Origin of the sequence: Pseudomonas sp. 67(2021) (genome assembly GCF_017491835.1) — a bacterium.
GTDB classification, from domain to species: domain Bacteria; phylum Pseudomonadota; class Gammaproteobacteria; order Pseudomonadales; family Pseudomonadaceae; genus Aquipseudomonas; species Aquipseudomonas atacamensis.
Genome location: NZ_JAFGYL010000043.1, coordinates 1 through 13,627, shown reverse-complemented (window position 1 = coordinate 13,627; position 13,627 = coordinate 1). Strand labels below are relative to the sequence as shown.

Annotated in this window: 12 protein-coding genes; 8 read left to right on the top strand and 4 right to left on the bottom strand. The window is 62.0% G+C overall.

Annotated features, from left to right (window positions below):
- A partial coding sequence (locus J5M66_RS26250) for a LysR substrate-binding domain-containing protein (protein ID WP_207817518.1) occupies positions 1 to 768 on the bottom strand: 768 nt, incomplete at its 3' end.
- A 109-nt stretch (positions 769 to 877) separates the two neighbouring features.
- Between J5M66_RS26250 and J5M66_RS26245 the strand changes: the two genes are divergently transcribed.
- From J5M66_RS26245 to J5M66_RS26235, 3 genes are all read left to right on the top strand, one after another.
- Positions 878 to 1,585, top strand: a complete 708-nt coding sequence (locus tag J5M66_RS26245; RefSeq protein ID WP_207809383.1) for a haloacid dehalogenase type II — start codon at positions 878 to 880, stop codon at positions 1,583 to 1,585.
- A gap of 11 nt (positions 1,586 to 1,596) precedes the next feature.
- A complete protein-coding gene (locus tag J5M66_RS26240) occupies positions 1,597 to 2,370 on the top strand; it encodes an aldolase (protein ID WP_207809385.1) in 774 nt (257 codons plus the stop codon).
- A 174-nt stretch (positions 2,371 to 2,544) separates the two neighbouring features.
- Complete coding sequence (locus tag J5M66_RS26235) at positions 2,545 to 4,113, top strand: sensor domain-containing diguanylate cyclase (RefSeq protein ID WP_207809387.1); 1,569 nt, start codon at positions 2,545 to 2,547, stop codon at positions 4,111 to 4,113.
- 159 nt (positions 4,114 to 4,272) lie between these two features.
- Here the strand turns inward: J5M66_RS26235 and J5M66_RS26230 are convergent, their stop codons facing one another.
- The gene (locus J5M66_RS26230) at positions 4,273 to 4,608 is read right to left on the bottom strand and encodes a hypothetical protein (RefSeq protein WP_016775424.1); all 336 of its coding nucleotides are present in this window, start codon (positions 4,606 to 4,608) and stop codon (positions 4,273 to 4,275) included.
- A 189-nt stretch (positions 4,609 to 4,797) separates the two neighbouring features.
- Between J5M66_RS26230 and J5M66_RS26225 the strand changes: the two genes are divergently transcribed.
- The 4 genes from J5M66_RS26225 (at position 4,798) to J5M66_RS26210 (ending at position 9,523) form a co-directional block, all read left to right on the top strand.
- The gene (locus tag J5M66_RS26225; protein WP_016775423.1) at positions 4,798 to 5,238 is read left to right on the top strand and encodes a carboxymuconolactone decarboxylase family protein; all 441 of its coding nucleotides are present in this window, start codon (positions 4,798 to 4,800) and stop codon (positions 5,236 to 5,238) included.
- A gap of 250 nt (positions 5,239 to 5,488) precedes the next feature.
- Positions 5,489 to 5,980, top strand: a complete 492-nt coding sequence (locus J5M66_RS26220) for a sigma-70 family RNA polymerase sigma factor (RefSeq protein WP_016775422.1) — start codon at positions 5,489 to 5,491, stop codon at positions 5,978 to 5,980.
- A gap of 40 nt (positions 5,981 to 6,020) precedes the next feature.
- The gene (locus J5M66_RS26215) at positions 6,021 to 6,998 is read left to right on the top strand and encodes a FecR family protein (protein WP_123442046.1); all 978 of its coding nucleotides are present in this window, start codon (positions 6,021 to 6,023) and stop codon (positions 6,996 to 6,998) included.
- Between the two features lie 98 nt (positions 6,999 to 7,096).
- Positions 7,097 to 9,523 carry a TonB-dependent receptor gene (locus tag J5M66_RS26210; protein WP_123442047.1) on the top strand — a complete coding sequence of 809 codons (2,427 nt, stop codon included), beginning with the start codon at positions 7,097 to 7,099 and terminating at the stop codon, positions 9,521 to 9,523.
- A 150-nt stretch (positions 9,524 to 9,673) separates the two neighbouring features.
- Here J5M66_RS26210 and J5M66_RS26205 read toward each other — a convergent pair whose 3' ends face one another.
- Positions 9,674 to 10,825 carry an MFS transporter gene (locus J5M66_RS26205; protein ID WP_206421848.1) on the bottom strand — a complete coding sequence of 384 codons (1,152 nt, stop codon included), beginning with the start codon at positions 10,823 to 10,825 and terminating at the stop codon, positions 9,674 to 9,676.
- Positions 10,826 to 11,069: 244 nt separating this feature from the next.
- On the opposite strand from J5M66_RS26205, the gene J5M66_RS26200 reads away from it, so the two are divergent.
- Entirely contained in the window at positions 11,070 to 12,050 is a 981-nt protein-coding gene (locus J5M66_RS26200; protein ID WP_206421849.1) for a diaminopimelate epimerase, read from the top strand.
- 128 nt (positions 12,051 to 12,178) lie between these two features.
- On the opposite strand, the gene codA is transcribed toward J5M66_RS26200, so the two are convergent.
- A complete protein-coding gene (gene codA, locus J5M66_RS26195; RefSeq protein ID WP_039763460.1) occupies positions 12,179 to 13,414 on the bottom strand; it encodes a cytosine deaminase in 1,236 nt (411 codons plus the stop codon).
- Positions 13,415 to 13,627: the final 213 nt, after the last annotated feature.

Below are 13,627 nucleotides of genomic sequence, written 5' to 3'. Positions count from 1 at the left end.
GACCAGCGCCAGTTCCGTCGGCGCCAACTCCGGCAGATCCGTACACACCTCATGCTCTGGCAATAGCGCCGAAACCGGCAACACCGAAACACCTAACCCAGACGCCACCGCCGCTTGGATCCCGGTCAGGCTGTGGCTGCCGAACGCCACTCGCCACGGTCGCTGCGCCACATCGAGCAAGCGAATCGCCCGTTGTCGATACAGGCAGCCCTGCGGAAACAGCACCAGCGGCAGCACACCGCTGGAGGTGTCGAATTCGGTGCCTTTGACCCACACCAGCCGTTCCGGCCAGGTAGCCCATGCCGGGCCGCTGTCGGGTTCGCGTTTGATCAGGGCAATGTCGATGTCACCGGCGTCGAGGCGTTGGCGCAGGTCGAGGCTCATACCACTGATGGTTTCCAGGCGCGCCTGCGGATGGTTGCGGGTGAAGCCGGCGAGGATCAGTGCCATGCGCCGGGCGTCGAAGTCTTCCGGCATGCCGATGCGCAGCACTTCCAGGTCGACGTCACTGGCCAGCGCTTGCGTGGCTTCGGCGGACAGCGCCAGTAACCGGCGCGCATAGTGGATCAGCAGTTCGCCGTGTTCGGTGACCGCGACGTTCACTCCGGTGCGGTCGCGCAGGAGTAGCGGGTGACCGACCAGATCTTCGAGCTTGCGCACCTGCTGGCTGACCGTCGATTGCGTGCGGTGCACACGTTCGGCGGCGCGGGTGAAGCTGCCTTCGTCGACTACGCAGACAAAGGTTTTCAGCAATTCCAGATCCAGCATGGCGGCGTTCCTGATAGTTGATTTGCGAATGACGATCACGCATTTATTTAATTTCACACTATCACCGCGCGCTCATAAGCTGAAGTCCTCACTCTGGAGGAATCGACCGATGACCTTGAACAACACGACACGCCCGCACTGGCTGACCTTCGATTGCTACGGCACGCTGATTCAGTGGGATGAAGGACTGAAAGCCGTGGTCGAGAAACTGCTCAGCGACAAGGGCGAGCACGCCGTCGACGCCGCTAAGTTGATCGAAGTCTACGACCGTCACGAGCATCGTCTCGAACAAACACCGCCGCACCGTTCCTTTCGGGAACTGAGCACCCTCGGCCTGCAACTGGCGCTGGCAGAGTTGGGCTTGCCGAGCCAGCCCGAGGACAGTCAACGCCTGGCGGCGGCCATCCCGAACATGCCGCCATTTGCCGAAGTGGTCGACACCCTCGCGCAGCTCAAAGTCATGGGCTTCAAGCTGTGCATCGTCTCCAACACCGACGACGACATCATTGCCGGCAACGTCGCGCAACTCGGCGGCCATATCGACCGGGTGATCACCGCGCAACAGGCCGGTGCCTACAAACCGGCGCCGCGCCTGTTCGACTACGCTCATGAGCAATTGGGCGTGACCCGGGATGAAGTGGTGCACATCTGCGCCAGCCCGACGCTCGATCACACGGCGGCGCGGGACATGGGTTTTCGTTGCGTGTGGATCGATCGCGGCACGGGTCGTCAGTTGTTGCCGGACTATCGCCCCGACGCGATCCTGTCCAGCCTCGATCAAGTACTGCCGCTGTTCAAATCCCTCGGCTGGACCTAAGGAGAATTGCCATGGCTCATATCTTGAGCGGCACTGGCAAAGCCAGACCCAGCGCAACGCTGCACCTGGACACCGAGGCGATCATCACCGCCCGCAACGAACTTGCTGCGTGCTTTCAACTGGCCGCATTGCATGGTCTGGAGGAGGGCATCTGCAATCACTTTTCGGCGATGCTGCCGGGGCATGATGATCTGTTTCTGGTCAATCCATACGGCTACGCTTTTTCGGAAGTGACAGCGCAGAATCTGCTGGTCTGTGACTTCGCCGGCAATGTGGTCGCTGGCGATGGCGAGCCCGAAGCAACTGCGTTCTACATCCACGCGCGCCTGCACAAACAACTGCCACGGATAAAAGTTGCGTTCCATACGCACATGCCCCACGCCACCGCGTTGTGCCTGTTGCAAGGCCCGCCGCTGCTGTGGCTGGGGCAGACCGCGCTGAAATTTTACGGGCGCACAGCGGTGGACGAGGATTACAACGGCCTCGCACTGGACGCATCCGAAGGCGACCGCATCGCCAGCGTCATGGGCGATGCCGACATTCTCTTTCTGAAAAACCACGGTGTGATTGTCGCCGCGCCGACCATTGCCGAAGCCTGGGACGATCTGTATTACCTGGAACGCGCCGCGCAGGTGCAGCTGCTGGCGATGGCAACCCAACGTGAATTGAAACCGGTGCCCCATGCGATTGCGCAGCGCGCCTATGAACAGATGCGTGAAGGCGATGCGCAAAGTGCCCGCGCGCACCTGACCAGCGCGATGCGGCGGCTGGCCCTGCACAACTGATTAACCGTAAAGAAGCAATCGTAAATAAATCGACGAAAAGCGATCATCCAAACTCGCGACGCGCCGATAACTGGGCGGGAGGCGGGCGTTTGCCCGGTACATCCCGGTGGGCTACGCTCACACATACAAGGGTTTCGGGCTCGCGCCCCTGTCGTACCTGCCCAGGACATGCTTTTGCCAATCCCCATTCACGATCCGCATCAGGCTCCCGGCACGCTCAAACGGTTGCCGCTTCGCAAAGCGGCGGTGCTGTTTATCGTTGCGGTGAGCCTGTGCCTGTGCGGTCTGCTGTACCTGCAACTGGAGCAGTCGCGGCGTCAGGATCTGGCGGTGGCGAAGATGGCCTCGGGCAACCTGACCCGGGCCATGGCGCAGCAGGCCGAAGACACTGTGCGTGCAGCGGATCTGGTGATGACCAGCCTGGTCGACTGGATTCAGGACGATGGTTACGGGGCGGCGCAGCGCCCTCGGTTGCAGCGGATCTTTGCCCGCCGCGCGCAGCAACTGGATCAGCTGCATGGCATCTTTCTCTTCGATCGCGAAGGGCAGTGGATCATCACCTCGTTCGCCGATCTGCCTCGTGGCAACGGCGTGGCTGATCGCGAGTATTTCAAGTTCCATCAGCAGAATGCTTCGACCGTTGCGCACATCGGCCCGGCGATTCGCAGCCGCGAAAACGGCGAGTGGATCATTCCGATTTCCAGACGCGTCAACGACCAGCTCGGCAACTTTCAGGGCGTACTGATGGCCGGCATCCGCATGTCCTACTTCGATCAGTTCTTCAAAAGCTTCAGCCTCGATGACAGCGGCATCATGTTTCTGGCGCTGACCGACGGCACCTTGCTGGCGCGACGGCCCTTCGATGAATCACTGATCAACACCTCGGTGGCCCACGGCGAGATCTATCAAACCCTGCTGCCGAACGCTAACGCTGGCACCGCGATGCTCAACTCCGTGGTCGACGGCGTGACCCGCTTGTATGGCTATCGACAGCTCGCCTCGTATCCGCTGGTGGTCTCTGCTGCGACGTCGCAAGACACGATTCTGCAGGGCTGGTATGACCGCGCGTTTCAGTCCAGCGTGATTGTCGCGCTGGTGATCCTCGGGGTTGGCCTGTTCGGCTGGGTCTTCATTCATCAGGTGCGCGACGGCGAACGTATCGAGAAAAATCTGCGCAAGGCGCAACGGGCGCTGGAGCAGATTGCCACCCACGACAGCCTGACCGGGTTGGCCAATCGGCGCTTGTTCGAGCGCTCGCTGGACATCGAATTTGCCCGTGGCGCACGCCAGGTCAGCCCGGTCAGCCTGATCATGCTCGATATCGATTTTTTCAAGCGCTACAACGATGCTTATGGTCATGTCGCCGGCGATCAATGTCTGGCGCAGGTGGCGCAAGTGGTGAAGGCCTGCTGCCAGCGCAGGTCGGATCTGGCGGTGCGTTATGGCGGCGAAGAATTTGCCGTGCTGCTGCCGGACACCGACATCAACGGTGCGCTGGCGATTGCCGGGCAGATTCGCCGTAGCGTGATCGACAAGCACATCATCCACAGCGGCTCGCCGACCGGTTATCTCACCGTGAGCCTGGGCTGTTATGCGTTTATTCCGCACGGCAACGACAGCCCGCAAGTGTTTATCCAGCGCGCGGACGCGGCGTTGTATCAGGCGAAAAATGCCGGGCGCAATCGCGCGGCGGTGTATGCGCCGGAAGAAGGTTTTGCCGAACTGATGCGGTCGGATCGCTGATTCTTTCAGTCAACAGAAATCAGAAGTGGGAGCGAGCCTGCTCGCGAATCGGTGTGTCAGCTTGCATCAAGGTTGGCTGACAGACCGCTTCCGCGCGCAGGCTCGCTCCCACATTGGGTCCTGATGTAAGCAGGACTATCTGGGATGGCTCTTGTTCGTTCAGCCGCCCGTGCCACCGCCCGCGCCACCCGTGCCGCCGCCGGCCGAACCGGTGCCACCGCCCGCGCCGGAACCCGAGCCACTGGCGCCGCCATTGGTACCCGTACCGGTGCCCATGCCCGAGCCAGTACCAGTGCCGGTGCCGTTATTGGTTCCGCCAGAACCGCTGCCACCCGATGGCGAGCCCGGGGTGTTGTCTGGCGGCATGGTCGAGCTGCTGGCGCCGCCGGACTTGGTGCCCGTCGCATCGGTGCTGTCATTGGCCGCGAAGCTGGCGGCGGACGCCGTGGCGAGCAGGCCGGCCAACAATAACGAAGTGAATTTGCGCGTCATCATGGTACGTCTCCTGATAAAGGGGATTACCTGATATTGGTCTTGCGCACTGAAACCTTGGTGCCCGTCGAGTGACGAGCGGTCAGTCGCCGCGCCGAGTGGCCTACCGTTCTTCTGCAATATTGGCTATTTGCCGAACCACCCCCGGGGACTAACGTAGCCACACATTCAATCGCTACCCCGGAGCCCACCATGCAACCTCGTGCCGATTTCTACACCGCTTCCCCCGATGCCATGAAAGCGATGATGGCGCTGGAAAATGCCGTCTCGAAACTGTCGCTGGAAAAGAGCCTGCTCGAACTGGTCAAGCTGCGCTCTTCACAGATCAACGGCTGCGCATTCTGCATCGACATGCACACCGCCGACGCGATCAAGGACGGCGAAACCCCACGCCGCCTGTTCGCCGTGACGGCATGGCGGGAAGCGCCGTTCTTCAGCGAGCGTGAGCGTGCCGCGCTGCTGTGGACCGAGTCGCTGACACAACTGAGCCTGACCCACGCGCCGGACGAAGACTATGAAGTCGTCGCTGCACAGTTTTCGCCGAAGGAACTGGTTGACCTGACCGTGGCGATCAACACCATCAACGGCTGGAATCGCCTGGCGGTGGGCTTCCGCAAACTGCCGCAGGCCTGAGGCATTCACGCTTTTCCCTTGTGGGAGCGAGCCTGCTCGCGAAGGCGACGTGTCAGTCACCATCATCGTTGCGGACATACCGCATTCGCGAGCAGGCTCGCTCCCACAGGGAGATCTTCAGTGTCCATCTGAACTCGGCCTCGTGTGAGCGCACCTTGCGCATCAAGAACACCATCACAGCGTGCATTGCTTTGTATTAATACGAAGCATTACTATTCACGCCCCTTTCTCACCACGCCGCCCATCCCCCATGCGCTCCCGCAGATCCGGCTTTTTCGAGCATTACGAAGAGTTGATCGGCACCTGGACTCGGCGCCTGCGCAATCGCGCGCAGGCCGAGGATCTGGCGCACGACACCTTTGTGCGGGTGCTCGAGGCGGATTCGGCGGCGGTGCAGCAGCCGCGTGCGTATTTGCATCAGACTGCACGCAATATCGCCGTTGACGGTTATCGTCGGGAGGACCGGCGGGGCGTCATGGAGTCGGAGGCGGTCGAGGATAGTGCGTCGTCGGCGGGCGATCCGGAGCATTACATGCACGCGATCCAGTTGGCCGATTCCATCGAACGCGCGCTCACCGAGCTGCCGCTCAACTGCCGCAAGATCTTTGTCTGGCAGAAGATCGAAGGCCTGACGCAGGCAGAAATCGCCGAACGCCTGGGGCTGTCCAAGAACATGGTCGAAAAGTATATGATCCGCACCCTGCGGCATCTGCGTGAGCGACTGGATGGCTTGCAGTCATGAGCGTTCGCACCTTTTCATTCTCAGCCGGACAGGACATTCCATGATGGAAACGGGTGATTGCGCCTGTGGGCAAACGGCGGTGCGTGACGAAGCGGCGGCCTGGTTCGTGCGATTGCAAGAGCCGAATGTCAGCGTCGAGCAACGGCAGCGCTTCGAGGCTTGGCTGAACGAGCATCCGCAACACCGCGAAGAATTCCAGTTGCTGCAGGGTTTGTGGACGGCGGCTGATCTGCTGCCGACGTCGCGTCTTCAGGCGCTTGCGCAAACTCCCCGCCGCGAACGCCGGCCGTTGCTGCGTTATGCCGTGGCCGCGAGTGTTCTGGCCGTGGCGCTGGGGCTTGGCCTGTTCAGTGGTTTGAATCATCCGGGTGGCTACCGCGCCGAATTCGCCACGGCGCCGGGCGAGCGCAAGCATGTGGCGTTGCCGGACGGTTCGCTGATCGATCTGAACAGTCGCAGCCGCTTGCAGGTGCGTTATGAGAAGGATCGACGGCTGATCGAATTGAGCGCGGGCGAGGCGATGTTCAGTGTTGAACACGACGCCTCGCGTCCGTTTATTGTCGAAGCCGGCAGCGGCAAGGTCACAGTCACCGGTACGCGTTTCGATGTGCGCCGCGATGCCACGCAGACCCGCGTGGCGGTGGAGCAGGGCACGGTGAAGGTGCAGGGAAGTGCTGCCCCGGACAACCAATTCATCAACCTCACCGCAGGCCTCGGCACGGCGGTCGATGCCCAGGGCAAGGTCCTGCCGGCCTACGCGGTCAACCCGGCGGAACTGACCGCATGGCGCAACGGCAAACTGGTGTTCAACAACGCCAGCCTCGGCGAAGTAGCGGCGGAAGTATCGCGCTATCGCGACAAACCGCTGACCGTAACCCAGCCGAACGTGGCCAGCCTGCGCCTGACCAGCGTGTTCAAATCCGATGACACCGACGCTTTGCTCAAAGCCTTGCCGAGCATCCTGCCGGTGACGGTGCGCACCCTTGCCGATGGCAGTCAGGAAATAATTTCCAGATAGCATTCAGGTTTTTTTTCAGTTCATCGTCTTCCTGTTCAACTGCAACTGGTTTGCATTAACAGCCGCACACTCTTGCGATCCACAGGACTGCGTACGACGTGAACATCACCACAACCCACAATAAAAAATCCCCTTGGTTGCCATTGGCTCTCGCGCTGGCGGTCAGCGCCGCGATGCCGTTGGCGTTTGCCGCTGAAGCCATTCATATCCGCGCGCAACCGCTGGGCCAGGCCTTGAGCGAACTGGGCCAGCAAACCTCGCTGCAGGTGTTTTTCAGCCCTGAGCTGGTGGCCGGCAAACAGGCGCCAGCGGTCGACGGCGACCTTTCACCAGAGCAGGCTTTGCGTCAGCTGTTGCAGGGCAGCGGTCTCGATTATCAGATCAACGAAGGCTCGGTGACGCTCGCTCCAGCCGCCACCTCCGCAGCCAGCAACGGCCCGCTGGAGCTCGGCGTGACCGACATCAAAGTGGTCGGCGACTGGCTCGGTGACGCGGACGCGGCGGTGGTGCAGAACCACCCCGGCGCACGCACGGTGATTCGCCGCGAAGCGATGGTCGAGCAGGGCGCGATGAACGTCAGCGACGTGCTCAAACGCGTGCCTGGCGTGCAGGTGCAGGACTCCAATGGCACCGGCGGCAGTGATATTTCCCTCAACGTCGGCGTACGCGGTCTGACTTCGCGCCTGTCGCCACGCTCGACCGTGCTGATCGACGGCGTACCTGCCGCGTTTGCTCCGTACGGCCAGCCGCAACTGTCGATGGCGCCGATTTCCTCGGGCAACCTCGACAGCATCGACGTGGTGCGTGGCGCCGGTTCCGTGCGCTACGGGCCACAGAACGTCGGCGGCGTGATCAACTTCGTGACCCGCGCGATCCCGGAGAAAACCACCGGCGAAATCGGCACAACGCTGGAGACCACTCAGTACGGCGGCTGGAAACACATCGACACCGCATTTCTTGGCGGCACCGCCGACAACGGCATGGGCGTCGCGCTGCTGTATTCCGGCGTTAACGGTCACGGGTATCGCGAGCGCAACAACGGCAACGACATCGACGACGTGCTGCTCAAGACGCACTGGGCGCCGACCGACCAGGACGATTTCACTCTCAATTTCCACTACTACGACGCCAGCGCCGACATGCCCGGCGGTCTGACCCAGCGTCAGTACGACGACAAACCGTACGAATCGGTGCGTGACTACGACCAGTTCACAGGCCGACGCAAGGACGTGTCGTTCAAGTGGATTCGCCAGATCGACGAGCGCACCCAGGCAGAAATCCTCACCTACTACACCGACAGCTTTCGCGGCAGTACCATCGCTGCGCGCGATCAGCGCACCCTCAGCTCATACCCGCGTTCCTACTACACCCTCGGCATCGAGCCGCGCGTGTCGCGGGTGTTCGATGTCGGCCCGACCACCCAGGAAGTCAGCGTCGGTTATCGCTATTTGAAAGAGGCTATGCACGAAGAGTCGAGTCGTCTGGCGCTGGTCAACAATCAGCCAGTGGTCACGCCGACTTCCGACGGCCATGTATTTCAGGATCGCACCGGCGGCACCGAAGCCAATTCGGTGTATGTCGACAACAAGATCGACGTCGGCAACTGGACCATCACCCCGGGCATTCGCTTCGAACACATCAGCACCGATTGGCATGATCGCGCTGTCCTCGACACCGCTGGCCGGCCGGTCCCGGAGAAAAACCGCAGCATCGAAAGCAACGAACCGCTGCCGGCGCTGAGCGTGATGTATCACCTGTCCGATGCCTGGAAGCTGTTCGCCAATTACGAAACCTCGTTCGGCAGCCTGCAATATTTCCAGCTCGGCCAGGGCGGTTCGGGTGACAGCACCGCCAACGGTCTGGAGCCGGAAAAGGCCAAGACCTACGAGATCGGCACGCGCTACAACGATGATGTCTGGGGCGGCGAGGTGACGCTGTTCTACATCGACTTCGATGACGAACTGCAATACATCAGCAACGACGTCGGCTGGACCAATCTCGGCGCGACCAAGCACCAGGGCATTGAAGCGTCGGTGCATTACGACATGGCGGCCCTCGATCCGCGCCTCGATGGTTTGACTGCCAACGCCGGTTTCACCTACACCCGCGCCACCTATGAAGGCGAGATCCCCGGCTTCAAGGGCCGCGATCTGCCGTTCTATTCGCGGCAGGTTGCGACGGTAGGTTTGCGGTACGAGATCAACCGCTGGACGTACAACATCGATGGCTTCGCCCAATCGAAACAGCGTTCGCCGGGCACCGGTGTGAATGCGGATGGCAGCTTCAATGGCAACTACATCACTGAAGGCACGGCGGACGGGCAGTACGGCGACATCCCGGGTTACGTGACCTGGAACGTGCGCGGCGGCTACGACTTCGGTCCGCAGGTGTCGAACCTCAAGCTCGGTGCCGGGGTGAAGAACGTCTTCGACAAGCAATACTTCACCCGCTCCAGCGACAACAACTCGGGGATGTATGTCGGCGCACCGCGCACGTTCTTCGTGCAGGCCAGCGTAGGTTTCTAAGGCTTGATCGTTCCCACGCTCTGCGTGGGAATGCAGCCCGGGACGCTCCGCGTCCCTTGCAAAGCCGAACGCGGAGCGTCCGTTGAGGCATTCCCACGCAGAGCGCGGGGAACGATCTGGCTACGTCCTGCGAGCCTGCTCGCGAAGCTTTCAGACCTTGAGGACTTTGCCGCCAATCGCCACAGCCACCAGCAATACCGCCATCAGTCCAAAGGCAAAACTCAGGCTGCTGGCATGCGCGACAAAACCGATCACCGCTGGCCCGGCGAGAATCCCGGCATAACCCAGCGTGGTAATCGCCGGCACCGCGATGCTCTCCGGCATCACCGTCTGCTTGCCCACCGCCGTGTACAACACCGGCACGATGTTCGAGCAACCGGCGCCGACCAGCGCATAACCTACCAGCGCCGCTTGCCAGCTCGGCGCGAAGGTGGCGAGAAACAGTCCCGCAGCCGCCAACAGCCCGCCGAACAGAATGATCCGCGTCGCACCCAGCTTGCGCACGATGCGGTCACCGAGCAGACGGCCGACGGTCATGGTCAGGGCAAACGCTGCGTAACCCATTCCCGCGTAAGCCGTGTCGATCCCGCGTTCCTGAGCGAGGAACACAGCGCTCCAGTCCAGCGCCGCGCCTTCGGTGAGGAACACGATGAAGCACATGCCACCGATAAACAGCACGATGCCATGGGGAATGGCGAACGCCGGGCCGGAGCTTTCGCTGCCATAGGGCAACATGTGCGGCACGCACTTGAGCAAGGCGCCGATCAGCAAAACCACTACCACCAGCATCGCCGCCAGCGGTGTCAGGCCGAGGCCGAGCAGGGCACTGACGCCCGCCGCGCCGACAATGCCACCGAGGCTGAACAAACCGTGGAACCCCGACATCATGTGCTTGCCGCTGGCGCGTTCAACGATCACTGCTTGCAGGTTCACCGTCGAATCCACCGTGCCGAGGCCGGCGCCGAACATAAACAGCGTGGCGATCAGCGCCGGGATCGATGACACCGTCGACAGCAGGGGCAATGCCGCGCAGATCAGCAGCGTGCCGCCGGTGGCCACACGTCGGCAGCCGAAGCGCGTGGCGAGAATCCCCGCCAGCGGCATCGCCAGAATCGAGCCGACACCCAGGCACAGCAGCAGTAATCCCAGCGTGCCCTCATCCAGCCCGGCTCGCGCCTTGGCGTACGGCACCAGCGGCGCCCACGCGGCGATGCCGAGGCCAGCGATGAAAAAAGCGACGCGGGTGGACATCTGTTGCAGACGTCCGGGGACGAAGGTGTCTTGGGGGTTGAGGCTGGTCATATCGATCCTTGGCAAAAAAACAACTGCATCCCGAGTGACATTCTGACGGCGTTGAGGTTCGATCTCAGGCCTTTCGGGGCATAACGGTGAACATCCTACCCTGTGGGAGCGAGCCTGCTCGCGAAAGCGGTGGGTCAAATATGGAATTGTCGACTGACGCACCGCCTTCGCGAGCAGGCTCGCTCCCACACTGGTTTGCCGTTTACAGTCGGATTTTCGCCAGCATGGAATACGGGAACAAGGCATGACGAAGTTCTACGACGCACGCGGCAATATCTACGGAGTGGTCTCGCCCCAAGCCTTGCGCGAAGCCGGAATCGCTTTGCCAGCGAGGGCCGCAGAGTGCGCCGTATCCAGGCAGCAATGGAGCGAGGCCGCCATCGCCTTGTGCTGTCACTGGCCCGAAGGCCAACGCCCGGCCAACAGCAAACCCCACCGCAGCGACGGCCTGCTGATCGGCCCGTTCCAGGCATTGGCGCCGTTCGATGTACTCATCGTCAACACCGACGGCAGCCTCGCCGAGCGCAGCGGTAACGGCCTGACGATTTTTTCTCAGGCATTGACCGAGCAAGGCTTGATGGCGGAGCAGGGCGTCGTGTTGCGCGTTCATCATGACAAGGGCGAGGCGCTGGAAACCGCTGTGACACCGGCCCAAGTCGAAGGCGTGCGCGGTTTTTGGCTCGACCTCGGCCGGCCCGGATTCGGCCCGCGAGCCGTTGGGGCGCAGGCAGTCGAGAGCGTTCAAATCAATAATCGCGACGTCAGCCATGTCCAGCCGCTGGCGGAACTCGATCCTGACTGGAGCCACAGCCAATTCGTCCGTATCGGCAATCCGCACTGTGTAACGCTGCTCAGCGATGCAAGCGCTTTGCCTAGCAACGAACAGATGGGTGAATCACCGCTGAACGAGAGGCTGACGGCAATCGCCTATGCCATGCCCACCGGTGCCGGCAATCCCTGTCCGGCGGGCGTCAATCTGCAGTGGGCCGCGCTGGTGTCGCCGCAGAAAATCGCTGCGCGGGTATTCGAGCGTGGCGAAGGTCCAACCGCGTCATCCGGCACCAGCGCCAGTGCGGTCGCGTGTGCAGCGTGGCGGGTGGGTTGGGTCGAGGCGGGTGAAGTGCGGGTGGTCATGCCGGGTGGCACCGCACCGGTTTTGCTTGAGGTTTCGGAAGGGGAGTTGCTGCGCGTCAGATTGTTTGGCACGGCGCGGTTGGCGGGTTGATTCGGCCGACGCTATCGCTGGCAAGCCAGGCTCCCACAGGTTTTGCATGATGGCCCAATCATGTGCTCAACACAAAATCTGTGGGAGCCTGGCTTGCCAGCGATGAGGCCATCAGCCCCAGCGCAATCTCAACTGAACTCCACCACCGGCATCTGCCGCTTCATCAACACCTTGCCGCCGCGAATCGAATACAGCGGCAGGCCCTGGCTGCGGATCACTTCGTAGTCGCTGTCCGCCGAGAGAATCAGCAGGTTCGCCGGGCGGCCCTGTTCCAGTCCGTAACGCTCGCCCAGGTGCATGGCTTTGGCGCTGTTGTCGGTGACCAGATCCAGCGCACTTTGCAGGTTGCGATAACCGAGCATGTGGCAGATGTGCAGGCCGGCTTCGAGCACGCGCAGGATGTTGCCGTTACCCAGCGGATACCACGGGTCGACGATCGAATCCTGGCCGAAACACACGTTCATCCCGGCTTCGAGCAGTTCATTGACGCGGGTCACGCCCCGGCGTTTGGGGAAGTTGTCGAAGCGCCCTTGCAGATGAATGCTTTCGGTCGGGCAGGAAACAAAACTGATCCCGGAATGGCCGAGCAGGCGGAACAGTTTGGCGCAGTAGGCGTTGTCATAAGAGCCCATCGCCGTGGTGTGGCTGGCGGTGACGCGGGCGCCCATGTCGCGGCTGCGCGCTTCTTCGGCAAGCACTTCAAGGAAGCGTGAATGCGGATCGTCGGTCTCGTCGCAATGCACATCGACCAGGCAGCCGGTGCGCTCGGCCAGGTCCATCAGAAACTTCACCGAGCTGACGCCCTGATCGCGGGTGTACTCAAAATGCGGAATGCCGCCGACCACGTCGGCGCCCATGCGGATCGCCTCTTCCATCAGCTCGCGCCCGTTGCGGAACGACTCGATGCCTTCCTGCGGGAACGCGACGATTTGCAGGTCAATCAGGTGACGGCTTTCCTCACGCACTTCGAGCATGGCCTTGAGCGCGGTGAGTTGCGGGTCGGTGACGTCAACGTGGGTGCGCACGTGCTGAATACCGTGGGCGGCCAGGGCCTGAATGGTCTTCTTGGCGCGGGTCTTGGTGTCTTCTTCGGTGATGGTGACCTTGCGCTCGCCCCAGCATTCGATGCCCTCGAACAGCGTGCCGCTCATGTTCCAGCGCGGCTCGCCGGCGGTGAGGGTGGCGTCGAGGTGGATGTGCGGCTCGACGAAGGGCGGCACCACCAGATTGCCGCCGGCATCGAGGTCATCCGCGCCGAGGGTCGGCGCTTCGGTCTGACGGGCGATGCTGTGGATCAGGCCGTCTTCAAGGTGCAATTCGTGCAGGCCTTCCTGGTTGCGCAGGCGGGCGTTGATGATGTGCATCAGGCGAATCCTTTTTATAGGTCTTGTAGTGGTGCGCTGACGCGACGGGCGCCGAGCATACCGGTGACGATGACATACGTTAGCGCGGCAGCGACCGTGAAAGTCGGCGGTTTCGAAGGCTTGCTCAGCGTGGTGCCGACCGGTTCGCTGGACTGGTCGACGGCGATCACCCTGGTCTTCGGCACCTTCGTCAGCGGCGCGACCCAAGCCACC

What these genes read in the sequence shown, in the direction of transcription:
- J5M66_RS26225 (WP_016775423.1), top strand. Translation starts at nt 4,798, where the DNA reads ATGCAACCTCGTGCCGATTTCTACACCGCTTCCCCCGATGCCATGAAA.
- J5M66_RS26240 (WP_207809385.1), top strand. Translation starts at nt 1,597, where the DNA reads ATGGCTCATATCTTGAGCGGCACTGGCAAAGCCAGACCCAGCGCAACG.
- J5M66_RS26205 (WP_206421848.1), bottom strand. Translation starts at nt 10,825, where the DNA reads ATGACCAGCCTCAACCCCCAAGACACCTTCGTCCCCGGACGTCTGCAA.
- codA (WP_039763460.1), bottom strand. Translation starts at nt 13,414, where the DNA reads ATGCACATCATCAACGCCCGCCTGCGCAACCAGGAAGGCCTGCACGAA.
- J5M66_RS26215 (WP_123442046.1), top strand. Translation starts at nt 6,021, where the DNA reads ATGATGGAAACGGGTGATTGCGCCTGTGGGCAAACGGCGGTGCGTGAC.
- J5M66_RS26220 (WP_016775422.1), top strand. Translation starts at nt 5,489, where the DNA reads ATGCGCTCCCGCAGATCCGGCTTTTTCGAGCATTACGAAGAGTTGATC.
- J5M66_RS26200 (WP_206421849.1), top strand. Translation starts at nt 11,070, where the DNA reads ATGACGAAGTTCTACGACGCACGCGGCAATATCTACGGAGTGGTCTCG.
- J5M66_RS26245 (WP_207809383.1), top strand. Translation starts at nt 878, where the DNA reads ATGACCTTGAACAACACGACACGCCCGCACTGGCTGACCTTCGATTGC.
- J5M66_RS26230 (WP_016775424.1), bottom strand. Translation starts at nt 4,608, where the DNA reads ATGATGACGCGCAAATTCACTTCGTTATTGTTGGCCGGCCTGCTCGCC.